This window comes from Rhodococcus sp. P4_C10, assembly GCF_056402135.1.
The window spans coordinates 21629-45838 of record NZ_JBFUHZ010000037.1 but is presented as its reverse complement, the minus strand read 5'-3'; the positions used below and the strand labels follow the sequence as shown (position 1 = coordinate 45838).

Genomic DNA, 24210 nt, shown 5'->3' with positions numbered 1-24210 from the left:
CTGCCCACAGCAGAACCGTTTTCGGCTACCACGATCGTCGTCGAATCACCGTCTTCGCAAGAAGGCCGAAAGAGGTTGAGACTATGTCAGAGCAGTCCATTGTCAGTACTCGGAGGGCTCGGGCCGCGGCGGCCGGGGCGGTGCTGGCGCTCGGAATCGCGGTGAGTGCCACCGGCATCGCGTCGGCTGATCCGGAGGTCAAGTGCATCCCGGGCGCTGACCCGGCCGTCACCTGCAGTGAGGAAGCGGTCACGGGGGATGCGGTTGCGGAAGGCACGGAGAGTGTCGCCACCGATCCGGTGAAGCAGGAGGCGGGGGCCGACAGCACAGACACCGGAGCCGGAACCGCGACGGAGGAGCAGGAGACCGGAACCGCGACGGAGAAGCAGGAGACCGGGACCGGGAGCCTGGGGACCGGGAGCCTGGGGACCGGGAGTTCGGGAACCGGGAGCGCCGGGTCCTCGGAGCCGGACAAGGCCGCGATTGCCGACGCCGAGGCGAAGGCCAAGGCCGCGGCCGACGAGGCCAAGAAGGCTGCCGACGCGGCGACCAAGGCGGGCACGGATTCGGCTGCGGCGAACGAACTTTCCGCGAGCGCGACCGAGGCGATGACCAAGGCGAGCGTCGAGGCGACGAAGGCCGCCGTGGAGTCGAACCAGGCCAAGGAGCAGGCCGCGACCGCCGAGCAGACGGCTAAGCAGGCCGAGGGCGAGGCCAAGGTTGCCGACGCCGCTGCGGTCGAGGCGAAGCAGGTCGCCGAGACCGCCCAGGCCGCGGCGGATGCGGCCGCCGCGCGCGCGGCGGAACTGGAGGAGGCCGCGAAGGCCGCCGGATCCGGCACCAAGACGGCGGAGGCCGAGCGGGCCCGCGCCGAGGCCGATGCGCTGCAGGCCAAGGCGGACGAGGCCAAGACCGCCGCCGACGCCAAGGCACGGCAGGTCGCGGACAAGGAGAAGGAGGCCGAGGAGGCCTGGAAGGAGCGGGATTTCGCGAAGGCGGCGGCCGCGAAGCTCGAGGCGCTGGCGGCATCCTGGGAGGCCAAGCGCCTCGCCGTCGCGGTGAGGGACACACAGCAGAGGGCGAGCGCCGCCGAGACCGAGGCGAAGAAGGCCGAGTCCGCGGCGAGCGCCGAGACCGAGGCCGCCGACGCCGCGACGAAGGCGGCAGCGGACGCGGCCGAGGCCGCCGAAGCGGCCAGGCGCGAGGCCGCTGAAGCCGCTGAAGCGGCCGAGAAGGCCCGCGCCGCAGCGGTCGCCGCCGGGGAGTCGGCGACCGACAAGCGGGCAGAGGCCGACGCGAAGGCGGCGGAGGCGACGAAGAAGGCGGCCGCGGCCGACGCGGCGAGCGCGAAGGCACAGGACCTCTACCTCGCCGCCGAGAACGCCAAGGTCGCGGCCGACGCGGCCGCGGCCAAGGCCAAGGAGGCCACGGCGAAGGCCGAGGCCTCGGAGGCCGAGGCGAAGAAGGCGACGAAGGCTCTCGAAGAGCTCAAGGCCAACGCCGCGAAGGACATTGCGGACGGCGTCGGCGTCGGCGGTGACGTCGTCATCGGCGACCACACCTCCGACGGGGAGGGCGTCACCAAGATCGACGACACCACCGCGGTGGTCGACGGGACCGGTGTGAAGCTGGTCGGCTACTACACCAGCAAGGGCGCATTCGACGTGGTCGACTACTACGTCACCGACGCCGACGGCGACGAGGCGCTGGCCGGCGGACTGCCCCCGGTCGACCTCGCGCTGGGGGATTCGTCGACCGGTACCCAGTCGATCGGGGTGAGCGTCCCGGCCGTGCTGGTCGGTGTCGGTGTCCTCGGTGCGGCCGCCGCCGCGGGGACGGTCCTCGTGCGTCGCCGGCGCGCCGACGATGCGTCGAACACCGCCTCGTAGCGCCGGCCGCCTGCTGGTCGCAGCGGCCGTGCTGGCTCTGGCGCCCGCATGCTCGGGTGCCGAGGCCGGGCCGCCGCCCGACCGGTCGCCGGTGGAGTCGCACATCGCTGCGGCTCCACCGGCGGACGCGGTTGTCGCGCCGGCCGAGCCGACGCGGATCGAGCTGCGGACACCCGCCGGGACCACCTATCTGAGCAGTCCGCTCCACCCCGAGGAGTTGATGCGGGGAGGGCCCGGCGGGCAACGGTTGGACCCGATCGACGAGCGTCCGGTCTGGTGGGGCGAGAGTGGCCTCCCCGGGACCGGGACCCGGCAGACCGTCGTGGTCGTGGGGCACAACTACGCCAAGCGGGAGGCGCCGTTCCGGGCGCTGCGGGTGGTCGAACCCGGGGACCGCGTGGTGCTCCGCACGACCGCGGGCGTCCTGGAGTACGCGGTCGAGACCGCGGGCCCGTTGCCGAAGGGATCTCTGCTCGGTGCCCACGAGCTGCGCGAGTCGGTGGCCGGGCGGCTGCTCCTCGCCAATTGCGATGTCCGGGAAGGGGAGTCCACCGACGACAACTACGTCGTGGTGGCCCAGCTGGTTCGGCCGGTCGGCACCTGACGGCCGCGGCCCTCAGGTACAGCAGTGCGGGTCGAGGACCAGCCGCAGCGCCTCGAGGGCGTCCCGGTGTGCGCTGTAGTAGACGTTCATGCCGCGTCGCGTCGGGCGGACCATGCCGGCCTTCCTGAGCTGGCCGAGGTGGTGGCTGATCGTCGACTCGGCCAGGCCGACGGCGGTGGCGAGGTCGCACGTGCACACCTCGCCCTCCTTCGCGGTCAGCAGGATCGACATCAGCTTGATCCGGACCGGGTCGGCGAGCGCCTTCAGTCGCAGCGCGACGTGCAGCGCGGCCTCGTCGGTCAGAGGGGCGGCGGAGACGGGCGCACAGCAGACCGGAGCGGTCACGTCGAGGGTCGGCAACGTCTTCGGCATGCACCCGATCCTGCCACCCTCTTGACATATGTCAATTAAGAATTGGCGCGCTGCGCGGCTCCGGCCGCGTGCGGGGTCGGTTGTTGCTTCGTCGACCTACTTCGGCGGCATGTTCATCATCGGCGGCATGTTCATCATCGGTGGCGTCACGCCCATCTGCTGCAGCCACATCATGAACATATGCATCATGTCCACGGCCCTCGCCTCCTCTCGTGAGTTGGGCCCGCAATCACCACTCTCCTCCGGAATTCGCCTCGGCGGCAGGGGTGCCGTGCCGAGTTCGGGCCTCGAATTCGTTTCCGGGGGAACAATGCGTGAACGCCCCACGGCGGACGCCGCGATGGGCGAGCATGGGCGGGAGTCGGCCGCGCGACAGGCCGCGTCTAATCTTGACTAATTCCAGAAAAGGTGTTGCAGTGTTGGTGTGACCGAGAAGCAGCCCCCACGCCGCGAGCCACGGTTCGCGGCGGGTCACGCCCACCTTCGGATGTAGCTCCGACCGAGGTTCGCAGTCCAACGTGGCCGACGCCCCCGGGCTCGGCCAGTAAGGAAGGGATCCACAGATGACTCAAGGCACTGATCCTCAGAACACCTCGGCGACCGACTCGAAGCTGACCACCGCGGTCGGCGCGCCGGTGCCGGACAACCAGAACGTGCAGACGGCCGGTCCGCGGGGACCGCAGCTGCTGCAGGACGTCTGGTTCCTCGAGAAGCTCGCGCACTTCGACCGTGAGGTCATCCCGGAGCGCCGCATGCACGCCAAGGGTTCCGGCGCCTACGGCACGTTCACCGTCACCAACGACATCACCAAGTACACCAGCGCGAAGATCTTCTCCGAGGTCGGCAAGAAGACCGAGCTCTTCGCTCGGTTCTCCACCGTCGCGGGTGAGCGCGGCGCGGCCGACGCCGAGCGTGACATCCGGGGATTTGCCGTCAAGTTCTACACGGAGGAGGGCAACTGGGACCTCGTCGGCAACAACACCCCGGTCTTCTTCTTCCGTGATCCGCTGAAGTTCCCGGACCTCAACCACGCCGTCAAGCGGGACCCGCGCACCAACCTCCGCAGCGCCAACAACAACTGGGACTTCTGGACGAACCTGCCCGAGTCGCTGCACCAGGTCACCATCGTGATGAGCGACCGCGGCATCCCGTCGTCGTACCGGCACATGCACGGCTTCGGCTCGCACACCTTCAGCTTCATCAACGACGCGGGCGAGCGGTTCTGGGTCAAGTTCCACCACCGTGTGCAGCAGGGCATCGAGAACCTGACCGACGCCGAGGCGGGCGCGCTGGTCGGCAACGACCGCGAGAGTCACCAGCGCGACCTCTTCGACGCGATCGAGGCGGGCGACTTCCCGAAGTGGAAGCTGTGCGTGCAGATCATGCCGGAGGCCGACGCGGCGAAGGTGTCCTACCACCCGTTCGACCTGACCAAGGTGTGGCCGAAGGGTGACTACCCGCTGATCGAGGTCGGTGAGTGGGAGCTCAACCGGAACCCGGACAACTACTTCGCCGAGGTGGAGCAGGCCGCGTTCAACCCGGCGCACGTGGTGCCCGGCATCAGCTTCTCGCCGGACCGGATGCTGCAGGGCCGGCTGTTCTCCTACGGCGACGCGCAGCGCTACCGGCTGGGCGTGAACAACTACCAGATCCCGGTGAACTCGCCGCGCTGCCCGGTGAGCAACTTCCACCGGGACGGGGCGATGCGGGTGGACGGCAACAACGGCGGCTCCCTGCACTACGAGCCGAACAGCTACGGGCGGTGGCAGGAGCAGTCGCAGTACCGCGATCCCGCGCAGGCCGTCGGCGCGGTCGCGGACCACTTCGACTACCGCGCGGACGACGACGACTACTTCTCGCAGCCGCGGGTGCTCTTCAACAACATGAGCGCCGAGCAGAAGCAGGTGCTCTTCGACAACACCGCCCGCGCCATCAACGGGGCCTCCGAGCAGGTGGTGCAGCGTCACATCGACAACTGCACCGCATGTGACCCGGCGTACGGCGAGGGCGTCGCCAAGGCGATCAGGGCCACCCACACACGGGGGGGCGGCCCTTCGCGTTGACGTCCCACAGGCGCCTCTCGGCGAGTGGTCGCACGTGGCGACTAAAGGGGTGAGGCCCGGGGCATGTCCGGACGCCAACGGTTCGTTCAACGGCGGCGGTCGGGAGTTTGTTCCCGGTGTCCGACTGTCTCCGACAGTTCCCCCAATGTCACATCGGGTTCCCCAGGGTTCCCCGATGTGACATTGGGGAGGTGCGGGGCCGTGTTTTCTTGACTTGTTCCAGAGAAGGGGGATACTTGGCTCATGCAGCACGGCGACGACCACCTCGACCCCCAGGCGCAGTTGCGTTCGGCGGGCCTGCGGGTGACCGCACCGCGGGTCGCAGTGTTGAATGCGGTTGCCGCGCAGCCGCATTCCGACGCCGATGGGGTTGCGGCCGCTGTTCGGCGGGAGCTCGGGTCGGTGTCCACGCAGGCTGTGTACGACGTGCTCAGGGCCTGCGTGAACGCCGGGATCCTCCGCCGCATCGAGCCGGCCGGCTCCCCGGCGCGGTTCGAGACCCGGACCGGGGACAACCATCACCATCTGGTGTGCCGCGGGTGCGGCCTCGTCGTCGACGTCGACTGTGTCGTCGGGCATGCGCCCTGCCTGCAACCCTCGGACCCGCACGGATTCGCGATCGACGAGGCCGAGGTGGTGTTCTGGGGCCTGTGTGAGCGGTGCCGGGCAGCCGACGACGCGCGCCCGGAGCCGACCCCGCGCTGACCGAGGACGTCAGGTCAGAGCAGGGCCCACCAGTAGACCGCGCACGCCAGCAGGAACAGGACCACGGTGTCCATTTGGTGCCTCCCCTCGTTGTCCGACCTGCCTCCATCATCCCCCACCGGTGACCGCGGCGCCCGTGGGTGGGGACGAGCCGGGTTCGGTCGACTACTCCATGAAGCGGGCCAGGAACTCGACCAGCAACCGCTCCGCGACGTGCTCGGGCAGCGCCTCGATCAACGCCAGCAGCTCGGCCATCGGGCCGTCCAGCCCACCCTCCGGGTCCAGGCCGGCCAGGCCCAGCACCGCGGCACAGTTCTCGCTGGTGAGGTCCTCCGGGCGGATCTGTCCGGCCGCCGCCACGAACTCCGCGGGGGCGGTGGCCCCGGGGACGCCGCGGACCGAATCCGCGGCTGCGGCAAGCGCATCGCCCAGTTCGGCGCAGACCGACTCGGTGACCGGGGTGATCGTCAGGTGGGTAGTGCGCGGCAACGCGGTGCCGTCGGACTGGACGCGTCCCGGCTGCGGTTGCAGCACCCAGCCCAGCTCCTTTGCGGCGTCCGCCCAACGGTGCGGGTCCACCCGCCTCGACTCGTCGACATCGGGGTCGGTGGCCACCGCGAGCAGCGGGCCCACCGGGTCGCCGACCACTCGCAGGCCCTCGACGGCGTCCACCACCTTGTGGAGCTGTTCGACGGCCCCGGCGATCTGGCCGGTGAGTTCCGCGAACCCGCTGCGCCCCAAGGCCTGTGACACCGCCCAGCCGGCGGCGATGGGCATCACCGTCCGAGAACCCAGCATGGTGGGGTTGACGACGGCGTACCCCGGCCAGGCGCTGGTGGCGAACCACTGCCGGCGGTGCCGGTCCCGGTCGCGGTAGAGCAGCACCGAGACGCCCTTCGGCGCGTAGCCGTACTTGTGCAGGTCCACCGACAGGCTCGCGACCCCCGGCACCCGGAGGTCCCAGGCGGGACGGTCCTGCGCACCCGGCCACCAGGGCAACACCCAGGCGCCGATGCATCCGTCCACGTGCACCGGAATCGACTGTGCAGCACAAATTCCTGCGATCTCCGCGACCGGGTCGAGGGCTCCGTGCGGGTACGACGGCGTCGACACCACCACCAGCGCCACGTCCTCGTCCAGCGCCGCCGCCACGTCCGCGGGCCGGAGCCGGCAGGTGTCCGGGTCGACCGGCAGCACCCGCAGCCGCAGGTCCAGGTAGTGCGCGGCCTTGATGAACGCGGCGTGCGCGGTGGACCCGATCACGAGTGTCGGCCGGTCGTCCCGGCCGGTCGCCGCTCGCCAGCTGTCGCGGGCGGACTTCACCGCGAGCAGGCAGCTCTCGGTGCCCCCGCTGGTGACGGAGCCGACGACGCCGTCCACCCCGTCGGCGAGCACGTCGCGGGCCAGCCCGACGAGGTCCCGCTCGAGCGCCGCGACGGAGGGGAACGTGGTCGGATCGAGTCCGTTGAGCGACTGCGCCTTCCGTGCCGCGGCACCGGCCAGGTCGTGGAGCTCGGCGACGCCGGGGTCGTAGACGTAGGACAGCAGCCGCCCGCCCTCGGTGGGGGCGTCGGCCGCGCGTAGCGCGTCGAGGCGGGCGAGGATCTCGGTGGGGGTGTGTTCGAACTGCATCAGTGGTTCCTGTTCCGTTCCTCGGCGGCGAGACGATAGCCGCGCAGTGCCCACATGCTGGCGGCCACCAGCAGGGCAGGCACCAGCGCGAAGGCGAGCACGATCCCGGTGATCGCGGTGTCGGACTGGGGGGCCGGGTCTGCGCCCGCGGACGAGACGAATCCGGTGGCGGCGAGGACGAGCAGCACCACCGCCGGTCCCAGCGCCATGCTCACCGTCTCGGCGGCCGTCCACACCCCACTGAAGGCGCCGGCCCGGACGGCTCCGGCGGACCGCGTCTCGTGGTCGCTGATCACGTCCGGCAGCATCGACATCGGCAGCATCTGCATTCCGGCGTAGCCGATCCCGGCGAGCGCCACCACCGCGTACACCCAGCCGCCGGGGCCGGAGAGCAGCCCCAGCAGGGCCAGCGCGGCGACCAGGAACAGCCCCGAGGCGAGGAAGAAGGCGCGCTGCTTGCCCCACTGGCGGACCAGTCGCGTCCACAGCGGCATCACCGCGACCGCGGGGCCCACCAGGGCGACGAACAGAAACGAGACCGCGTCCTCGGCGTCGAGCACGTAGGTGGCCACGTACTGGGCGCCACCGAGCATGCAGCCGGTTGCCAGGGCCTGCAGCACGAAGGTGCCGAGCAGGAACCGGAAGGCCGAACTCGACCGCACCGCAGCGAGGCTTTCGGAGATGCCGTGCGAGGCAGTCGAATCGACGTTGGTGGCGGGACCGCGCGGTGCGATCCGCCAGCTGGCCAGCATGCCGAGTCCGAGGATCAGCCCGGCGACGACACCCATCACCAGGTAGCCGGGGCGGCCGCCGCCGCCGAGTTCGCGCAGGGCCGGGCCGCCGGCCCCGAACAGCAGGATCGCCACCCCCAGCAGGGCGACGCGCCAGGACATCAGCCGTGACCGCTCGTGGTAGTCGTCGGTCAGCTCCGCGGGCAGCGCGATGTACGGCACCTGGAAGAGGCTGAATGCGACGGCGGCGGCGATGAAGGCCGTACCCACCCAGAGGCATCCGGCCAACGTGGACAGGCCCGTCGGGACCGCGAAGGTGAGCGCGAAGAAGACGGGCAGGGTGAGCGCACCGAGCAGGAGGAACCGCCGCCGGGTGCCGGTGCGGGCGGCCTCGGCGTCGCTACGGGACCCGATCAGCGGGTTCACCAGGAGGTCGAGTGCCTTCGGCGCGAACACCACCACGCTGGCCGCGGCGGCCGCCACCCCGAGGGTGTCCGTCAGGTAGTAGGCGAGGACCAGCCCGGGGAGGGTGGCGAAGCCGCCGGTGCCCACCGAGCCGAGGGAGTACCCGGCGACGGTGGACCGGCTGAGCCGGGAGACGGCGATGGTCATCCGGTCAACATAGGGCAATTGCCGACCCTCCGCGGGTGGTTGGCATGGAAGCAGGCGCGGCGTCGATTCGCGTGAAATCGACGCCGCCGCACGGCGAACGCCCCTCACCGTTTCGGTGAGGGGCGTTCGTCATGGTGTTGTCACGTTGCGCGTGGAACTAGGAACCGAAGATGCTCCCGAGCGATCCCAGCGAACCCGTGCCACCGGGGTTGGTGCCGCCGGCGGAGACGGTGACCGTGGAGGCGGCCGAGGTCGACTCCTTCAGGCCCGACGCACCGCTGTAGACGGCGGTGATGTGCCGGTCGCCGGTGAGGGCGAAGGCGTGCGACAGGGTCGCCTGGCCGTTGACCACGTCGACGGCGGTGCCGATCGCGGTGGCGCCGTCCATGAAGGTGACGGTGCCGGAGGTGACCGGGTCACCGGCCTGGGTCTTCACGGCCGCGGACAGGTTCACCGCGTCGCCCTTGGTGGCGGTCGCCGGCGCGGTCAGCGTGGTGACCGTGTCGAGCTCGACCGGCGCCGGATCGGTGACGTTGACGGACGCAGCCGTCGCGGTCGAGCCGTTGAACGTCGCGGAGCCGCTGTAGACGGCGCCGACGGTGTACGCGCCACTGGCGGCGAAGGTGTGGTCGAGCTTCGCGCCGCCGTCGACGAGGGCGATCGCGCCGCCGACGTTGGTGCCGTTGATCGTGAACTGGACGGTGCCGCCGACGGCGGGGTTGTTGTCGCCGTCCTTGACCAGGGCGAAGAGCTCGACCTGGTCGCCCGTGGTGGCCTCACCCGGCACGTTCATCGTGGTGGTGGTGTCGGCAACCACGACATCCGTGGAGACCTCGACGTTCGAGGCCGTGGAGGTGGAGGTGCGGTTGGTGGCGTCGCCGGAGTAGACGGCGGTGACGGAGTGCGTGCCATCCGTGGTGAAGGTGTGGTTCAGCGTGGCGGTGCCGTTGTTGACGGGGATCGCGCTGCCGATGTCGGTGGCGCCGTCCTTGAACTGGACGGTGCCGGTGGCGTCAGACGGGCTGACGGTGGCGGTGAGGTCGACGGCGGTGCCGGTCTTGGCGGTGCCGGGGACGTTCAGGGTGGTGGTGGTGTCGACGATGACCGGGTCCGTGGAGACGTCGACGTTGGAGGCTGCCGAGGTGGACGTGCGGTTGGTGGCGTCACCGGAGTAGACGGCGGTGACGGAGTGTGCACCGTTGGTGGTGAAGGTGTGGCTCAGCGTCGCGACACCGTTGGCGACGGGGGAGCTGCCGAGGACGGCGGTGCCGTCCTTGAACTCGACCGTGCCGGTGGCGTCAGACGGGCTGACGGTGGCGGTGAGGTCGACGGCGGTGCCGGTCTTGGCGGTGGCCGGGACGTTCAGCGTGGTGGTGGTGTCGACGATGACCGGGTCAGTGGTGACGTCGACGGTGCCGGCAGCGGAGGTGCTGGTGGCGAAGCCATTGGCGCCGCTGTAGACGGCGGTGATGGAGTGTGCGCCGTTGGTGGTGAAGGTGTGGTTCAGCGTCGCGGTGCCGTTGTTGACAGGGGAGCTGCCCAGGACGGCGGTGCCGTCCTTGAACTCGACCGTGCCGGTCGCGCCGCTCGGGGCGACGGTGGCGGTGAGGTCGACGGCGGTGCCGGTCTTGGCGGTCGCCGGAACATTCAGCGTGGTGGTGGTGTCGACAACGTTGACCGACACGTCGACGGTGGACGCCGCCGAGGTGGACGGACGGTTGGTCGCGTCACCGGAGTACACGGCGGTGACGGAGTGCGCACCGGTCGTGGTGAAGGTGTGGTTCAGCGTCGCGGTGCCGTTGTTGACGGGGATTGCGCCGCCGATGTTGGTGGCGCCGTCCTTGAACTGGACGGTGCCGGTGGCGCCGGCGGGGGCGACGGTGGCGGTGAGGTCGACGGCGGTGCCGGTCTTGGCGGTGGCCGGGACGTTCAGGGTGGTGGTGGTGTCGACGATGACCGGGTCCGTGGAGACGTCGACGTTGGAGGCTGCCGAGGTGGACGTGCGGTTGGTCGCGTCGCCGGAGTACACGGCGGTGACGGAGTGTGCACCGTCGGTGGTGAAGGTGTGGTTCAGCGTCGCGACACCGTTGTTGACGGGGGTCGCGCCGCCGATGTTGGTGGCGCCGTCCTTGAACTGGACGGTGCCGGTGGCGCCGGCGGGGGCGACGGTGGCGGTGAGGTCGACGGCGGTGCCGGTCTTGGCGGTGGCCGGGACGTTCAGCGTGGTGGTGGTGTCGACGATGACCGGGCCCGGGTTGCTCACCGTGATGGTGGCCAGGGGGCCGGCGCCTGCGTTGGCTGCGCTCTTGTTGTCGCTGGGGATGCAGCGGGTGGGTGCCCACTGGTTGCCGAAGAAACTGGCCAGCGGCAGGAAGGTGTAGTAGTTCATGTCGTTGCTGTAGGCGGAGGCGTTGCCGCCACCGCGAACCTTGGGGGTGATCACGCCGGGTGCACCCGCGGTCATCGTCACGTCGACGGCGGGCAGCCGGAACCAGCTGTCGCCACTGGTGGCGTTGCCGTTGAGGTCCTTCTTCAGCTTGGGCGCAATGATGCCGCCCTCGGAGTTGGTGCTCGAGGACGGACCGTTGCCGATGGTCTGGTTGTTGCCGGACAGTCGGAGGAGGCCGCCCGAGGCGCTCGGATTGCCCGCGTCGTCCACCCGAATCACGCTCGGTGTTGCGCCGGTCAGGTTGATGCCGGTCCCCACGACCGCAGCGCTGACGAAGGTGGCGTTGGCAGGGATCGCGTAGTCGACCTTCAATCGCGAGACACTGGTGGTGGTCGCTCCGGAGTCGCTGTTCGGGTACGACCCTCCGCCGGGCTGGATTCGGTAGGTGAACGTCTCGCCGGGTGCGACGGTGGCGGGCGCGTCGACCGTCATCGAGGTGTCGGCCACCTTGTCGACAGTGAGTACCGCCTTGGCCTGGCAAGAATTCTTGAACGGAGTCGTGGTGGTCGCGGCGTTCGCCGGGGCTCCGATCAGCATCATTCCGGCGACGACCGCCGCGCTGGTGACCGGTACGGCAACACGCCGCACTTGGGATCTCGACATGGAAACTCCTTGCGCTCGGCCCGGGGATGGCCTAGCCGAACATCGGGGGTGGGTGAAATCCACCACACTCTGTCACCGGAAACCGGAACTTGTTGCAGTTATCTGAAAAGGGCCAATAAGTTACCAAAGGGTAACGGGATAGGGTCAAACGCCAGTTGAGAGCGACTGGCCTCTGTTACGGGTCGGTATCGAGCGAACCATCGTGTGAGGTTTGACGCATCTTCTGGAACGCGTTCGCCGGGTTCTTCGGGGTTGCCTCAGGAGTCGGATGCGGGTAGGCGGGGGTGCGGACGCGGGGGCGTCGTGGCGACAGTCGAGGGCTGATGTCGGCGGTCGCCGTTAGCGTCGGGACATGCGAATCAAGATGTGTGGAATCCATGTCGTCGACCCGGCCGCGGCCTTCGAGTTCTACCGCGACGTCCTGGGCTTCGAGGAGTTGATGGCAATGCCGGAGTACAACCTGTACATCGTGCGGTCGCCGCAGGATCCCGACGGCGTGGGACTGCTGCTCGAGCCGAGCGACAACCCGGTCGCCGAGGCGTACCGCAGGGGCGTCTACGAGCAGGGCCTGCCGATCATCGTGTTCGGCACCCCGGACGTGCGTGCGGAGTACGAGCGCCTGTCCGCGCTGGGCGTGCGGTTCACCGGCGAGCCGACCGCGGACCAGTCCGGCACCTCGGCGGTCTTCGACGACACCTGCGGAAACCTGATCCAGATTCACCAGGACGAGTGACCGGCGCCGTCTGGCACAGCCGGCGGCACTGAACGGTCCGGGAGCGCGCGAAAGAGTCCCGGAAACAGCGAAGGCGCCATCCGAATGAATCGGAKGGCGCCTTCGAGCACTGTCGGGGTGGCGGGATTTGAACCCACGACCTCTTCGTCCCGAACGAAGCGCGCTACCAAGCTGCGCCACACCCCGTGCCCTGCTCACTGCCGTTGTTTTGGCAGCCAGCGAAGTCTAGCGCACGACTGCCGAAGAACGCGAAACGCCTGGTCGGACGCCCTGTTTTGGCCCTCTGGAGGGGGATGCGACCAGTGTCAGCAGGGTCGCCTCCGGGCGGCAGCAGAACCGCGCCGGGGCGTACGGGGAGGTGCCCACGCCGGCGGAGACGTGCAGGCGCGTGTGGGCGCCCCACTTCGACGGACCCTTGACCCGGGACCGGTCCAGCTGGCAGTTGGTCACCAGCGCGCCGTAGAACGGCAGGCACAGCTGGCCGCCGTGGGTGTGGCCGGCGAGCACCAGGTCGTAGCCGTCGTCGGCGAACCGGTCCAGCACCCGGGGCTCGGGCGAGTGGGTGATGCCGAGCCGCAGGTTCGCCATCGGGTTCGGCCGGCCGGCGATGGTGTCGTAGCGGTCCCGCTTGAGGTGCGGATCGTCGACGCCTGCCGTCGCGATGCGGATGCCGGCCACCTCGAGCTCCCGGCGGGTGTGCGTCACGTCCAGCCAGCCGCGCTCGGTGAACGCCGCCCGCAGGTCCTTCCACGGCAACGGCTCGCCGTGCGTCCGCTTGTGCTCCTTGTTGAAGTACTTGAGCGGGTTCTTCGGCTTCGGTGCGAAGTAGTCGTTGCTGCCGAAGACGAACAGGCCCGGCCGGGCCAGCAGGCTGCCGAGCGACTGCACGACCGCGGGCACCGCCCGCTGGTGCGAGAGGTTGTCGCCGGTGTTCACCACCAGGTCGGGGTCGAGACGGTCCAGTTCGCGCAGCCAGTTCTGCTTGAGCTTCTGCCCGGGCATCATGTGCAGGTCGCTGATGTGCAGCACCCGCAGTGAGGGGGACCCGGGCTCGAGCACCGGCATGGTCGCCTCACGCAGGGTGAAGGCGTTCCGTTCGATCAGAGAGGCGTACCCGACGCCGAGCGCCGCGGCTCCGACCACACCGGCCGCGGTTCCGCGGAGGACGTTGCGAGGGTTGTCAAACACCACTCAAGGATACGCAGCGGGCGCAATCGACATGCGCCTCACCGCCTGAGGCGCGTAGCGTTCGGCACCATGTCCGATTCCACAGCCAGCCTGAAGAGCACCCTGCGCGCCGACCTGACGACCTCGATGAAGGCCAAGGACACGCTGCGCACCCAGACCCTGCGAATGCTGCTCGCCGCTATCCAGACCGAGGAGGTCGCGGGCAAGGAGTCGCGCGAACTCACCGACGACGACGTGCTCAAGGTACTGGCCAAGGAGTCGAAGAAGCGCGGCGAGTCCGCCGAGATCTACACCGAGAACGGTCGCGGGGAACTGGCCGCGAAGGAGCACGCCGAGGCGCGGATCATCGACGAGTACCTGCCCACCCCGCTGACCGACGCCGAACTGGCCGACGTTGCGGACACCGCGATCGCCCAGGTCGCGGAGGAGCTGGGGGAGCGTCCCGGTATGCGTCAGATGGGTGCGGGCGGGAGTCGAGTGCTCCCGCCCGCACCCGGGCGGCTTCATGTCAGCGGCGCGGTGTCAGCGCGGCACCGGCAGGGTGATCGGGGGCAGGCCGGGCAGCTGGATCGTCGCCTGTCCGTCCGGGGCGCCGGGGCCGCCGGGAGCGCCCGGTGCCGGTGTGGGCGCCGTCTTCTTGGCGGTCCCGTCGCTCACGTAGAGCGTGATCGACGAGCCCGGGACCGCGAGCCCTGCCGGTGACGTGCTCAGCGTGGTGCCGCGCGCGCTCTCCCCGGACATGGACACGGCGTTCACCGTGAACCCGGCGGCCTGCAGGGCGCCGGTCGCCTGCGCCTGGCTCATCCCCACCACCTCGGGGACCTGCGCGTTCTGCGATCCACGCTGGTACTTCGGGTCCAGGGGCGGCAGCGACGTCGGGCCGAATTCGTTCACGATCGGTTTCATCGCCAGGAACCAGGCCCGGGCGGGTTCGGTGCCGCCGTAGACGTTGCCCTCACTGCACTGGCGCAGCGGCGAGGTGCAGATCTCGCGGGGCGTCGGCGAGTCCGCGTAGACGTACACGCTGGCCGCGAGGTTGTTGGTGAAGCCGAGGAACGCCGAGGACATGTGCGACTCGGTGGTACCGGTCTTGCCGGACATCGGCAGCGTCCAGCCGACGGAACCGGCCGCGCCGGCGGAGGTGCCGCCGGGCTTGTCGTCGTGGCTGAGTGCGTTCGCCAGCGTGTCCGCCAGGCCGGGGGCGATGACCTGCTCGCAGGCCTGCTGGGTGACGGACACCGGCTTGCCGGTGCGGTCGACGATCGAGTCGATCGGCGTCGGCGGGCACCACTTCCCGTGCGAGGCCAGGGTCGCCGCGACATTGGACAGCTCCAGCGGGTTCACCCAGGTCGGGCCGAGGGTGAACGAGCCGAGGTTCTGCTGCTTCTGCATGTCGGCGAGGGACTGACCGTCGCCCTGCCCGGAGGTGCCGGGCTGTGCGTAGGACCGCAGGCCGAGGCGGACCGCCATGTCCACGGTCGGGGTGACGCCGGCGGCCTCGATCAGCTTGACGAAGGCGGTGTTCGGCGACTGGGCCAGCGCGTCGGTCACCGACAGCGCGGGCGGGTACTTGCCCGCGTTCTCCACGCAGTAGGTGGCGGGCGGGCAGCCCTTGGCGCCGCCGTATCCCATGCCCTTGACGTCGACCCGGCCGGGAACCTGCAGGACCGCGTCGGTGCCGAGACCCTTCTCCATCGCCGCGGCCGTGGTGAAGATCTTGAAGATCGAGCCGGCGCCGGTGCCGACGAGCGAGTACGGCTGCGGCTGGACGGTCTCGTTGATCTCGCCGTTGAGTCCGTAGTTGCGGCTGCTGCTCATCGCCAGCACCCGGTGCTGGTCCTGGCCGGGCGCGATCACGTTCATCACCTGCGCGACGCCCTCGACGGTCGGGCTGGCGGTCGCGGTCAGCGCGCTGTGCGCGGAGTTCTGCACCTTCGGGTCGAGGGTGGTCTTGATCAGGTAGCCGCCCTTCTCGACCTGCTCGCGGCTGATCCCGGCATTCGCCAGGTACTGCAGCGCGTAGTCGCAGAAGAAGCCGCGGTCGCCGGCGGCGATGCACCCGCGGGGCAGAGTCTGCGGCTCCGGCAGCACCCCGAGGGGCTCGTCCTTGGCAGCCCGGATCTCGCCAGCGCGGTCCGGGATGTTCGCGATCATGGTGTCGAGCACGGTGTTGCGGCGTTCGAGCACGCCGTCCGGGTTGGTGTACGGGTTCAGCGCGGAGCTGGACTGCACCATCCCGGCCAGCATCGCGGACTGCGTCAGGTTGAGGTCCTTCGCGTCGACCCCGAAGTAGGTGCGGGCCGCGTCCTGGATGCCGAACGACGCGTTGCCGAACGGCACCAGGTTCAGGTAGCGGGTGAGGATCTCGTCCTTGGTGAGCTTCTTGTCCAGCGTCAGCGCCATCCGGATCTCCCGGATCTTGCGCGCCGGGGTGGTCTCGATGGCGGCCCGGCGCTCGGCGTCGGTCTTCGCCACGACCAGCAGTTGGTAGTTCTTCACGTACTGCTGGTCGATGGTGGACGCGCCCTGCTGAACCTGCCCGCTGGTGGTGTTGGTGAGGAAGGCGCGCACTGTGCCCTGCCAGTCCACCCCCTGGTGGTCGGCGAACCGCCGGTCCTCGACGGAGACGATCGCCAGCTTCATGTCGTTCGAGATCTTGTCGCTGGGCACCTCGAACCGGCGCTGCTCGTAGAGCCAGGCGATGGGGTTGCCGTCGACGTCGACCATGGTCGACACCGCCGGCACATCGCCTTCGATGAGTTCTGCGGACACGTTGTCGACGGCGTCCGCGGCCCGGTTCGACGCGATTCCGAACCCGCCGGCCAACGGGAACATCACGCCCGCCAGGAGCGCCCCGGCAAGGGCAGAGCATCCGGCGAGTTTCGCGACTGTCTTTGCGATTGGCACCCCGACAGAGTACGTGGCCGTGCGTGCTCGGGCCCCGAGCGCGGGTCGTGCCACCTCGCGCGATGGCTGACGAGTGTCCTGGATGCACGTCCGTACCAAAAAAGTGGGCCCAGCACCTTGCGCAAACCGTTGTACATTGCCTAAATTGGGAGGCGGTGTGATTCAGATAACACTAGATCAGGAATGTGGTGAGACTCGCTCATGATAGGGCGCGCCCACCACATCCCAAGAGCGTCAGCGAGGGCGACGCTCGTATTGCAGGAGGGGCAGAAGATGACCGTGATCACCTCGGGAAACCGGCTGGATGTCGAAGAGGCAGAGGCTCGTATTGCGTGGGTTACGCAGGCGCGATGCCGAGCGGTCGATCCCGATCAGCTGTTCGTTCGCGGTGCCGCGCAGCGCAAGGCCGCCACGATCTGCCGACACTGCCCGGTCCTGATGCAGTGCGGCGCGGACGCCCTGGACAACCGTGTCGAGTTCGGCGTGTGGGGCGGAATGACCGAGCGCCAGCGCCGTGCGCTGCTCAAGCAGCACCCCGAGGTCGAGTCCTGGGCGGACTTCTTCGAGGCGCAGCGGCACCAGGCCCCTGTCATCTGAACGGACTAATTCTCTCGTCGCTGGCCGGGACCCCGTCAACGGGCCCGGCCAGTGCGCTGTCCGGGTCGGCCGCGTGGGGCGCCGCGGCCGGGTCACCCGCCGTGAAGCCGAAAATCCGCAAAGTCGAATCCCGGTACGACGGCGCAGCTGACGAGCACCGCTTCGTGCCCGGCCGGGCGGGCCCGTTGCCAGTGTCGCGCCGGCACCACGAACTGGGGCGACTGTCCGGCGAGGACGTCGGCGCCGAGGGCGTGTCGGTTCGGCGAGCCCGGCTCCGTCCCGTCGCCGCCCAGGTCGAGGTGCAGTGCCCCGCCGCGGTGCCAGAACCAGATCTCGTCGCTGCGCACGCAGTGCCACGCCGACTGCTCGCCGGGCATCAGCAGGAACAGGATCGCGGTGCCCGCGGAGCGCGAGTGCGGGTAGTCGGCCGGCAGGGCCCCGGCCGGGACGGTGACGTCGCTGCGCCAGGTCTCCCGGTACCAGCCGCCCTCCGGGTGTGGGGCCAGCTCCAGTGCCTGTGCCCAGTCGGGCAGTGTCGCCATGGCAGTCAGCATGGCACCGCCGCCGCCTTCCTGTCCGGAGGTCGGCGGCCGTCCGCGGATTCGGGGGAGTGCGACCACCCGGGCGTATGCTTGCCGATAGGCAAGTAAAACGGAGGTGGTCGCATGCCCAGGACGCTCACCGACGACGAGGTCACCAGACTCAAGGTCGCCCTGGCCCGGATCTCGCGGCTTGTCGACCGGCAGGTCTCCGGGGGTGGGCTGACCCGGACCCAGCTCTCCGTGCTCGGCACCGTGAGCAGGCTCGGCCCCCTCGGGGTCGGCGAGCTGGCGGCGACCGAGGGCCTCAACCCCACGATGCTCTCCCGCGTGATCGGCAAGCTCGAGGCGGACGGGCTGCTGGCCCGCTCACCGGATCCCGCCGACCGCCGCGCCGTGCTGGTGCAGGTGACCCCGGCCGGCGAGGAGCTGCACGAGGGGCTGCGCCGCGACAGGACCCGGCTGTTCGCCTCCGGCCTCGCCGCGTTGCCGGACGGTCAGGCCGACCGACTGCTGCTGGCGTTGCCCGCGATCGAGGCGCTGGCCACGCAGATGCGGGCGCCGGTCGAGGCGGCGTCGGCGAGCGACCGCGACCGGATGGACGTGCGGTGACCGCCCTCGCCGACATCCGGCGGGACACCTTCGCCTCGCTGTCCAACCCCAACTTCCGGCTCTACTTCGGCGGCCAGGCGGTCTCGATGGTCGGCACCTGGATGCAGGCCGTCGCGCAGTCGTGGCTGGTGCTGCAGCTGACCGGTTCCGGCACCGCACTGGGGTTCGTGGTGGCCCTGCAGACGCTGCCCGTCCTGCTGTTCGGGCCGTACGGCGGCGTCGTCGCGGACCGGCTCGACAAGCGCCGGCTGATGATCGGGCTGCAGGCCATGATGGGGGTGCTGGCCCTGGTCCTGGGCCTGTTGACGGTCACCCACACGGTCACCCTCTGGCAGGTGTACCTGCTCGCGTTCCTGCTCGGCATGAACAACTGCTTCGAGAATCCCGCCCGGCAGGCGTTCGTGCTCGAGATGGTCGGCCCCGCGGACCTGCGCAACGCCGTCAGCCTCAACTCGGTGCTGGTCAACGCGGCCCGCGCGGTCGGACCGGCGGTCGCCGGGATCGTGATCGCCGCGGGCGGACTCGGGATCTGCTTCCTGCTCAACGCCCTGAGCTTCGTCGCCGTCGTGGTCTCCCTGGTCCGTCTCGACGTCGCCGCGCTCTGTCCGTCGCCGCCGGTGCGGCGCAGTCCCGGGCAGCTGCGCGAGGGCCTCGGCTACGTCGGCCGCACGCCGGAGCTGCTGATCCCGCTGCTGATGATGGCGCTGGTCGGTGCCCTCGCCTACGAGTTCCAGGTGGTGCTGCCGGTGCTGGCGCGGGAGACCTTCGGCGGCGGCGCCGAGGTGTACGGCTTCATGACCGCGGCGATGGGGGCCGGCGCGGTGGTCGGCGGGCTCTACGTCGCGGCCCGCGGACGGACCGGGGTGCGGGCGCTTTCGACATCGGCGGTGGTGTTCGGGGTGCTGATCGCGGCCGCGGCCTTCGCCCCCACGCTCTGGCTCGAACTGGTCGCGTTGGCCTTCGTCGGGGCCGCCAGCGTCGGCTTCATGGCGACCGGCAACAGCACCCTGCAGCTCGGGGCGGACCCGAGCATGCGAGGTCGGGTGATGGCGCTGTGGTCCGTCGCGTTCCTCGGCTCGACCCCGATCGGTGGGCCGATCGCCGGCTTCGTCGCCGAGGAGTTCGGCGGCCGGGCCGCGTTGGCGATGGGCGCGGCGTCCTGCCTGGTCGCGGCGGGGCTCGCGTTGCTGGTCGCGCGCCGGCGGGCGGCGGCCGCGCCGGAACCCGTCCCCGGCGCGGCTTGAGCCCGCGCCCGACCTGCCGTCAGACCTGGCCGGTGAGCTGGTCGGCGACGGCCCGCAGGGCCTCGAGGTCGGACACCTCGAAGGGCAGCGACGGCACGCCGACCACCGGGACGCGCGGGTGCGCCTTGGAGAAACGGCCCAGCATCCGCAGCTCGCGCTGCGCGGTCCGGGCCCGTTCCGCGTGGATTCGCAGCACCGCGGCCGCCAGCGGGTGCTCCGCGTTCTCCTTCAGCTGGTCCGCCGCCGCCACCGCGCGATCGGCGGACAGCGAGCTGAGCGTCGGGTGTGTGCGGTTGAGCACCAGTCCGGCCAGCGGCATCCCGTCGGAGGTCAGCCGCTCGACAAAGAACGACGCCTCCCGCAACGCGTCCGGCTCCGGCGCGGCGACCACCATGAAGTGGGTGCCGTCGGCCCGCAGCAGCTCGTAGGTCCGGGCGGCGCGCTCCCGGAACCCGCCGAACATGGACTCGAAGGACTGCACGAACGCGGACGCGTCGGCGAGCATCTGGCTGCCGACGACGGTGTTCACGGCCTTGAGGGCCAGGCCCATCGCGCCGGTCACCAGGCGTCCGATGCCACGCCCCGGGGCGGAGAGCATCCGGATCATCCGGCCGTCCAGGAAGGCACCGAGCCGCTGCGGGGCGTCGAGGAAGTCCAGCGCGTTGCGCGACGGCGGGGTGTCGACCACCACCAGGTCCCACTCGTCGCTGGCGGCGAGCTGCCCCAGCTTCTCCATCGCCATGTACTCCTGCGTGCCGGAGAACGAGGTGGCCACGGTCTGGTAGAAGGGGTTCGCCAGGATCTGCTGGGCCTTCTCCGGTGTCGAGTGCTCGAGCACCATGTCGTCGAAGGTGCGCCGCATGTTCAGCATCATCGCGTGCAGCTCGCCGGTCGCGCCCGGCCCCAGCTGCACCGGCTGCGGGGTGTTGCCGAGGTCCTCGACGCCGAGCGCCTGCGCCAGCCTGCGAGCCGGGTCGATGGTCAGTACCACCACGCGTCGGCCCTGCTCGGCGGCCCGGAGCGCCATCGACGCGGCGGTGGTGGTCTTGCCCACGCCGCCGGACCCGCAGCACACCACGATCCGGGACTTCGGGTCGGCGAGGATGCCGCCGACGTCGAGCGGGGCCGTCACCGGACGCCCTGTTCGGCCAGCTGCTCGGCGAGTTCGTACAGCCCGCCGAGGTCGACGCCGTCGGTCAGCGCGGTCAGGTGCAGGCGGGCGACGTCCAGCGCGTCGAGGCTCTCGGCGCTGTCGTCCTGCGCGCGCAGCGTCGACGCGTTCTCGATGGTCTCGGTGAGCAGGCCGGCGAAGTCGTCGTCGGAGAGCGTGATGCCCGCCGCGGCGAGACCGGCCCGGACCGCGTCGGCGTCGATGACGCCCGCGGCCGCGTCGGCCATCTCCTTGGTGGGCAGGTACGCGGTCGCGCTGCGGTTGACGATCACGGCGCCGATCCGCAGGTCCGCGGCCTCGAGTTCCACGACGGCGTCCGCGGTTTCCTGCACCGGGAGGGCCTCGAGCACCGTCACCAGGTGCACCATCGTCTCGTCGGAGTGCAGCAGGCGCACCACCCCTTCCGACTGGGAGTGCACCGGCCCGCCCTTGGCCAGGTCCGCCATCGCCTTCGTCACGTCGAGGAAGCTACCGATCCTGCCGGTCGGCGGCGAGTCCACCACCACCTCGTCGTACACCCGGACACCGGACTTGTCGGTGCGGATCACGCACTCCTTGATCTTTCCGGTGATCAGGACGTCGCGCAGGCCCGGCGCCAGCGTGGTCGCGAACTCGACGGCGCCGATCCGGCGCATCGCGCGGCCGGCGAAGCCCAGGTTGTAGAACATGTCGAGGTACTCGAGGAACGCGGTCTCGATGTCGAGTGCCAGCGCGAACACCTCGCCGCCGCCGTCGGCCGTGGCGATCTTGGTCTCCGCCGGGGGCAGCGGCGGCATGTCGAACTGCTGCGCAATGCCCTGCCGTCCTTCGACCTCGACGAGCAGTACTCGCCGCCCGCCCGCGGCCAATGCCAGGGCCAAAGCCGCAGCAACGGTTGACTTTCCGGTGCCGCCCTTGCCTGAGACAAAGTGGAGGCGGGCCTTGTCCGCCTTGGCCGGCCATTCGAATGCGGGTGTGCTCGCAGGTGCTGCCACACCCGGAGCCTATAAGTCGCGGCCCCGCATTGTGCCGGGGCCGGTTGCCCGCGTCGGAAATCTGCGTCGGTGGACTTCGGCGGCGGGGCACTAGGCTCTCCCGCATGAGTGAATTGACCACCTGGGAGTACGCGACCGTTCCGCTGCTGACCCACGCGACCAAGCAGATCCTCGACCAGTGGGGAGCCGACGGCTGGGAACTGGTGTCGGTGCTGCCCGGCCCCACCGGTGAACAGCACGTGGCGTACCTGAAGCGCCCGAAGGGCTGACCGCGATGGGACAGTGGAAGGCGCGTCTGGCCGAGCTGGGCCTCGAGCTGCCCGCCGTGGCGGCCCCCGTCGCGGCGTACGTCCCGGCGGTGCGGACCGGCGACCTCGTCTACACCTCGGGGCAGCTCCCGTTCGTGGACGGCGCACTGCCGTTGACCGGAAAGGTCGGCGGGCCCGTCGACGCGGACGAGGCGAAGGCCGCGGCCCGGACCTGTGCGCTCAACGCGCTGGCCGCGATCGACGCGCTGGTCGGACTGGACTCCGTCGTGCGGGTGGTCAAGCTCGTCGGGTTCGTCGCGTCCGTGGAGGGCTTCACCGGCCAGCCGGGCGTCATCAACGGCGCCTCCGAGCTGATGGGTGAGGTCTTCGGCGACGCGGGCGTGCACGCCCGGTCCGCGGTCGGGGTGGCCGAGCTTCCGCTCGCCGCGCCCGTCGAGGTCGAGGTCATCGTCGAGGTTCGCTGAACCGGCCGGGATCGTCCGAACACGCTGCGCGGCTGCGCCGCCCGCAAGGGGTGGCGCAGCCGCGGTTTGTAAGGTGAGCCCATGACCCCAGCACATCCGGCGTACGCGCAGCTCCGACAGGTCACCGACATCGCCGCGGTGATGCTGGAGGACAACCCCGGGATGATGACGCTCGACGGGACCAACACGTGGATCCTGCGGGCCCCGGGCCGCGAGGAATGCGTCGTGGTCGACCCCGGCGAGGCCGACGAGGAACACCTGCTGCGGGTCGCGTCGGTCGGCCCGGTGGCCCTGACGCTGATCACCCACCGGCACCGGGACCACACCGGCGGCATCGACCGGTTCGTCGAGCTGACCGGCTCCCCGGTCCGGTCCGTGGACCCGAAGTTCCGCCGTCGCACCGACGCCGGCCTGCCCGACGGCGAACTCATCGAGGAGGTCGGGCTCGCGATCCGGGTGCTGCGTACGCCCGGGCACACGCTCGACTCGACGTCGTTCGTGATCGAGGGGGAGGGCTCGGTGCTCACCGGCGACACCATCCTCGGCCGCGGCACCACCGTCCTCGACTCGACGGACGGCGACCTCGGCGACTACCTGGCCTCGCTGCGGTCGCTGATCGACCTCGGCACCGGCCGCACGGTGCTCCCGGGTCACGGCCCGGACCTGCCCGACCTGCAGACCGTCGCCCAGCAGTACCTCGACCATCGCGAGGACCGGCTCGACCAGGTCCGCGCCGCCCTGGAGGCGCTCGGTGCGGACGCGAGCGTGCGCAGCGTCGTCGAGCACGTGTACACGGACGTCGACGAGAAGCTGTGGCCGGTGGCCGAGCAGTCCGTTCGGGTGCAGCTGGACTATCTCCGCCGCTGACGTTGCGTTTCCGGTCCCGGTGGGCGAGCGTGGAACTCGGTGTTCCCGCGAACCGAGGAGCTCGTCGATGACCGACTACGGACGTCCGCTGCAGTTCGGCATGTTTCCCACCCCGGAGTCGGGTCGGGCGGACGAGGTCCTCGACCTGGTCGAGATGGCCGACGAGGAGGGGCTGGACCTCGTCGGGATCCAGGACCACCCGTACCAGAAGGACTTCCTCGACACCTGGTCGCTGATGGCGTTCGTGCTGGCCCGGACCACCAGCATCCGGGTGTTCCCCGACGTGGCCTGCCTGCCCCTGCGGCCCCCGGCGGTGATGGCGAAGGCGGCGGCGAGCCTGGACGTGCTGTCCGGCGGACGGTTCGAACTCGCGCTCGGCGCCGGCGCCTTCTGGTCGGCCATCACCGCGATGGACGGGCCGGAGCGCACACCGGGGGAGGCGGCGGGGGCGTTGTCGGAGGCCGTCGACGTGATCCGGCTGATGTGGTCCGGGGAGCGGTCGGTGCGCTACGACGGCACCCACCACCGGCTGGCCGGGGTGCACCCGGGGCCGCGGCCCGCCCACGACATCGGGATCTGGCTGGGGGTGGGCGGTCCACGGATGCTCGGTGTGCTCGGCCGCAAGGCCGACGGCTGGGCGCCGTCGAACAGCTACTTCCCGCCGCCGAAGCTGCCCGACATGCACGCGCGGATCGACGAGTCCGCGACGGCCGCCGGCCGCGACCCCGCCGACATCCAGCGCATCTACAACGTCTTCGGCGCCATCACCGACGGCCCCGGCGGCGGCTTCCTGGGCGGCCCGGTCGGGCAGTGGGTCGAGGAGCTGACCGGACTGGTCGTCGAGACGGGTATGGACACCTTCGTCTTCGGTGCCGAGGGGGACGACCCGCACCAGCACCGCCGGTGGGCGGTCGAGGTGGTGCCCGCGGTGCGCGAGGCGGTCGCGCGGCACCGGGCCTGAGGCCGCGACGGGCCGGGAACGACG

21 protein-coding genes, 1 tRNA gene and 1 pseudogene are annotated in these 24210 nt (G+C 70.4%); 13 read left to right on the top strand and 10 right to left on the bottom strand.

The features are described from left to right. The first annotated feature begins 83 nt into the window (after positions 1–83). A complete protein-coding gene (locus AC1DWC_RS20665) occupies positions 84–1889 on the top strand; it encodes a hypothetical protein (protein WP_477911044.1) in 1806 nt (601 codons plus the stop codon). Further along, a complete protein-coding gene (locus tag AC1DWC_RS20660; RefSeq protein ID WP_477911042.1) occupies positions 1867–2493 on the top strand; it encodes a class F sortase in 627 nt (208 codons plus the stop codon). The genes AC1DWC_RS20665 and AC1DWC_RS20660 overlap by 23 nt, the downstream gene beginning before the upstream one ends. Positions 2494–2505: 12 nt before the next feature. Here AC1DWC_RS20660 and AC1DWC_RS20655 read toward each other — a convergent pair whose 3' ends face one another. Beyond that, positions 2506–2865: an Rv2640c family ArsR-like transcriptional regulator gene (locus AC1DWC_RS20655; protein WP_477911040.1), complete on the bottom strand. Its 360-nt coding sequence runs from the start codon at positions 2863–2865 to the stop codon at positions 2506–2508. Positions 2866–3428: 563 nt separating this feature from the next. On the opposite strand from AC1DWC_RS20655, the gene AC1DWC_RS20650 reads away from it, so the two are divergent. Further along, positions 3429–4928 (top strand): catalase, encoded by a 1500-nt coding sequence (locus tag AC1DWC_RS20650; protein WP_477911038.1) that lies wholly within the window; start codon positions 3429–3431, stop codon positions 4926–4928. A 243-nt stretch (positions 4929–5171) separates the two neighbouring features. Continuing rightward, entirely contained in the window at positions 5172–5633 is a 462-nt protein-coding gene (locus AC1DWC_RS20645) for a Fur family transcriptional regulator (protein WP_477911036.1), read from the top strand. A gap of 165 nt (positions 5634–5798) precedes the next feature. Here AC1DWC_RS20645 and AC1DWC_RS20640 read toward each other — a convergent pair whose 3' ends face one another. From AC1DWC_RS20640 to AC1DWC_RS20630, 3 genes are all read right to left on the bottom strand, one after another. Beyond that, positions 5799–7265, bottom strand: a complete 1467-nt coding sequence (locus tag AC1DWC_RS20640; protein ID WP_477911034.1) for a pyridoxal phosphate-dependent decarboxylase family protein — start codon at positions 7263–7265, stop codon at positions 5799–5801. Continuing rightward, positions 7265–8608 (bottom strand): MFS transporter, encoded by a 1344-nt coding sequence (locus AC1DWC_RS20635; RefSeq protein ID WP_477911032.1) that lies wholly within the window; start codon positions 8606–8608, stop codon positions 7265–7267. The genes AC1DWC_RS20640 and AC1DWC_RS20635 overlap by 1 nt, the downstream gene beginning before the upstream one ends. Positions 8609–8765: 157 nt before the next feature. Continuing rightward, positions 8766–11660 (bottom strand): beta strand repeat-containing protein, encoded by a 2895-nt coding sequence (locus AC1DWC_RS20630; RefSeq protein WP_477911030.1) that lies wholly within the window; start codon positions 11658–11660, stop codon positions 8766–8768. A 352-nt stretch (positions 11661–12012) separates the two neighbouring features. Here AC1DWC_RS20630 and AC1DWC_RS20625 point away from each other — a divergent pair, with 352 nt between their 5' ends. Beyond that, positions 12013–12393 carry a VOC family protein gene (locus AC1DWC_RS20625; protein WP_477842137.1) on the top strand — a complete coding sequence of 127 codons (381 nt, stop codon included), beginning with the start codon at positions 12013–12015 and terminating at the stop codon, positions 12391–12393. 112 nt (positions 12394–12505) lie between these two features. Here the strand turns inward: AC1DWC_RS20625 and AC1DWC_RS20620 are convergent. Continuing rightward, a tRNA-Pro gene (locus AC1DWC_RS20620) sits at positions 12506–12579 on the bottom strand. 39 nt (positions 12580–12618) lie between these two features. Beyond that, positions 12619–13581 carry a metallophosphoesterase gene (locus AC1DWC_RS20615; protein ID WP_477911028.1) on the bottom strand — a complete coding sequence of 321 codons (963 nt, stop codon included), beginning with the start codon at positions 13579–13581 and terminating at the stop codon, positions 12619–12621. A 69-nt stretch (positions 13582–13650) separates the two neighbouring features. Between AC1DWC_RS20615 and AC1DWC_RS20610 the strand changes: the two are divergent. Further along, positions 13651–14043: pseudogene (locus tag AC1DWC_RS20610) on the top strand (GatB/YqeY domain-containing protein); the annotation flags it as partial. Positions 14044–14103: 60 nt separating this feature from the next. On the opposite strand, the gene AC1DWC_RS20605 reads toward AC1DWC_RS20610, so the two are convergent. Next, positions 14104–16488 (bottom strand): penicillin-binding protein, encoded by a 2385-nt coding sequence (locus tag AC1DWC_RS20605; RefSeq protein WP_477911026.1) that lies wholly within the window; start codon positions 16486–16488, stop codon positions 14104–14106. A 273-nt stretch (positions 16489–16761) separates the two neighbouring features. Between AC1DWC_RS20605 and AC1DWC_RS20600 the strand changes: the two genes are divergently transcribed. Beyond that, entirely contained in the window at positions 16762–17085 is a 324-nt protein-coding gene (locus tag AC1DWC_RS20600) for a WhiB family transcriptional regulator (protein WP_092775827.1), read from the top strand. A 92-nt stretch (positions 17086–17177) separates the two neighbouring features. Here AC1DWC_RS20600 and AC1DWC_RS20595 read toward each other — a convergent pair whose 3' ends face one another. After that, a complete protein-coding gene (locus AC1DWC_RS20595) occupies positions 17178–17627 on the bottom strand; it encodes a cupin domain-containing protein (RefSeq protein WP_477911024.1) in 450 nt (149 codons plus the stop codon). Between the two features lie 123 nt (positions 17628–17750). Between AC1DWC_RS20595 and AC1DWC_RS20590 the strand changes: the two genes are divergently transcribed. Together AC1DWC_RS20590 and AC1DWC_RS20585 are read left to right on the top strand one after the other, a co-directional pair. Beyond that, positions 17751–18236 (top strand): MarR family winged helix-turn-helix transcriptional regulator, encoded by a 486-nt coding sequence (locus AC1DWC_RS20590; protein WP_477911022.1) that lies wholly within the window; start codon positions 17751–17753, stop codon positions 18234–18236. Then, complete coding sequence (locus tag AC1DWC_RS20585; protein ID WP_477911020.1) at positions 18233–19480, top strand: MFS transporter; 1248 nt, start codon at positions 18233–18235, stop codon at positions 19478–19480. The genes AC1DWC_RS20590 and AC1DWC_RS20585 overlap by 4 nt, the downstream gene beginning before the upstream one ends. A 19-nt stretch (positions 19481–19499) precedes the next feature. Here the strand turns inward: AC1DWC_RS20585 and bagB are convergent, their stop codons facing one another. Together bagB and bagA are read right to left on the bottom strand one after the other, a co-directional pair. After that, complete coding sequence (gene bagB, locus AC1DWC_RS20580) at positions 19500–20612, bottom strand: ATPase BagB (RefSeq protein ID WP_477911018.1); 1113 nt, start codon at positions 20610–20612, stop codon at positions 19500–19502. Then, positions 20609–21625 (bottom strand): ATPase BagA, encoded by a 1017-nt coding sequence (gene bagA, locus AC1DWC_RS20575; RefSeq protein ID WP_477911015.1) that lies wholly within the window; start codon positions 21623–21625, stop codon positions 20609–20611. The genes bagB and bagA overlap by 4 nt, the downstream gene beginning before the upstream one ends. A 104-nt stretch (positions 21626–21729) precedes the next feature. Here bagA and AC1DWC_RS20570 point away from each other — a divergent pair, with 104 nt between their 5' ends. The 4 genes from AC1DWC_RS20570 (at position 21730) to AC1DWC_RS20555 (ending at position 24186) form a co-directional block, all read left to right on the top strand. Next, positions 21730–21894: a DUF4177 domain-containing protein gene (locus tag AC1DWC_RS20570; protein ID WP_092775768.1), complete on the top strand. Its 165-nt coding sequence runs from the start codon at positions 21730–21732 to the stop codon at positions 21892–21894. Positions 21895–21899: 5 nt separating this feature from the next. Continuing rightward, positions 21900–22358, top strand: coding sequence for a RidA family protein (locus tag AC1DWC_RS20565; protein WP_072845437.1), 459 nt, complete (start codon positions 21900–21902; stop codon positions 22356–22358). 81 nt (positions 22359–22439) lie between these two features. Next, a complete protein-coding gene (locus AC1DWC_RS20560; protein WP_477911013.1) occupies positions 22440–23225 on the top strand; it encodes an MBL fold metallo-hydrolase in 786 nt (261 codons plus the stop codon). Between the two features lie 67 nt (positions 23226–23292). Continuing rightward, a complete protein-coding gene (locus AC1DWC_RS20555; RefSeq protein WP_477911011.1) occupies positions 23293–24186 on the top strand; it encodes an LLM class flavin-dependent oxidoreductase in 894 nt (297 codons plus the stop codon). The last annotated feature ends 24 nt before the right edge of the window (positions 24187–24210 follow it).

What these genes read in the sequence shown, in the direction of transcription:
- AC1DWC_RS20665 (WP_477911044.1), top strand. Translation starts at nt 84, where the DNA reads ATGTCAGAGCAGTCCATTGTCAGTACTCGGAGGGCTCGGGCCGCGGCG.
- AC1DWC_RS20660 (WP_477911042.1), top strand. Translation starts at nt 1,867, where the DNA reads ATGCGTCGAACACCGCCTCGTAGCGCCGGCCGCCTGCTGGTCGCAGCG.
- AC1DWC_RS20655 (WP_477911040.1), bottom strand. Translation starts at nt 2,865, where the DNA reads ATGCCGAAGACGTTGCCGACCCTCGACGTGACCGCTCCGGTCTGCTGT.
- AC1DWC_RS20650 (WP_477911038.1), top strand. Translation starts at nt 3,429, where the DNA reads ATGACTCAAGGCACTGATCCTCAGAACACCTCGGCGACCGACTCGAAG.
- AC1DWC_RS20645 (WP_477911036.1), top strand. Translation starts at nt 5,172, where the DNA reads ATGCAGCACGGCGACGACCACCTCGACCCCCAGGCGCAGTTGCGTTCG.
- AC1DWC_RS20640 (WP_477911034.1), bottom strand. Translation starts at nt 7,265, where the DNA reads ATGCAGTTCGAACACACCCCCACCGAGATCCTCGCCCGCCTCGACGCG.
- AC1DWC_RS20635 (WP_477911032.1), bottom strand. Translation starts at nt 8,608, where the DNA reads ATGACCATCGCCGTCTCCCGGCTCAGCCGGTCCACCGTCGCCGGGTAC.
- AC1DWC_RS20630 (WP_477911030.1), bottom strand. Translation starts at nt 11,660, where the DNA reads ATGTCGAGATCCCAAGTGCGGCGTGTTGCCGTACCGGTCACCAGCGCG.
- AC1DWC_RS20625 (WP_477842137.1), top strand. Translation starts at nt 12,013, where the DNA reads ATGCGAATCAAGATGTGTGGAATCCATGTCGTCGACCCGGCCGCGGCC.
- AC1DWC_RS20600 (WP_092775827.1), top strand. Translation starts at nt 16,762, where the DNA reads ATGACCGTGATCACCTCGGGAAACCGGCTGGATGTCGAAGAGGCAGAG.
- AC1DWC_RS20595 (WP_477911024.1), bottom strand. Translation starts at nt 17,627, where the DNA reads ATGGCGACACTGCCCGACTGGGCACAGGCACTGGAGCTGGCCCCACAC.
- AC1DWC_RS20590 (WP_477911022.1), top strand. Translation starts at nt 17,751, where the DNA reads ATGCCCAGGACGCTCACCGACGACGAGGTCACCAGACTCAAGGTCGCC.
- AC1DWC_RS20570 (WP_092775768.1), top strand. Translation starts at nt 21,730, where the DNA reads ATGAGTGAATTGACCACCTGGGAGTACGCGACCGTTCCGCTGCTGACC.
- AC1DWC_RS20565 (WP_072845437.1), top strand. Translation starts at nt 21,900, where the DNA reads ATGGGACAGTGGAAGGCGCGTCTGGCCGAGCTGGGCCTCGAGCTGCCC.
- AC1DWC_RS20560 (WP_477911013.1), top strand. Translation starts at nt 22,440, where the DNA reads ATGACCCCAGCACATCCGGCGTACGCGCAGCTCCGACAGGTCACCGAC.
- AC1DWC_RS20555 (WP_477911011.1), top strand. Translation starts at nt 23,293, where the DNA reads ATGACCGACTACGGACGTCCGCTGCAGTTCGGCATGTTTCCCACCCCG.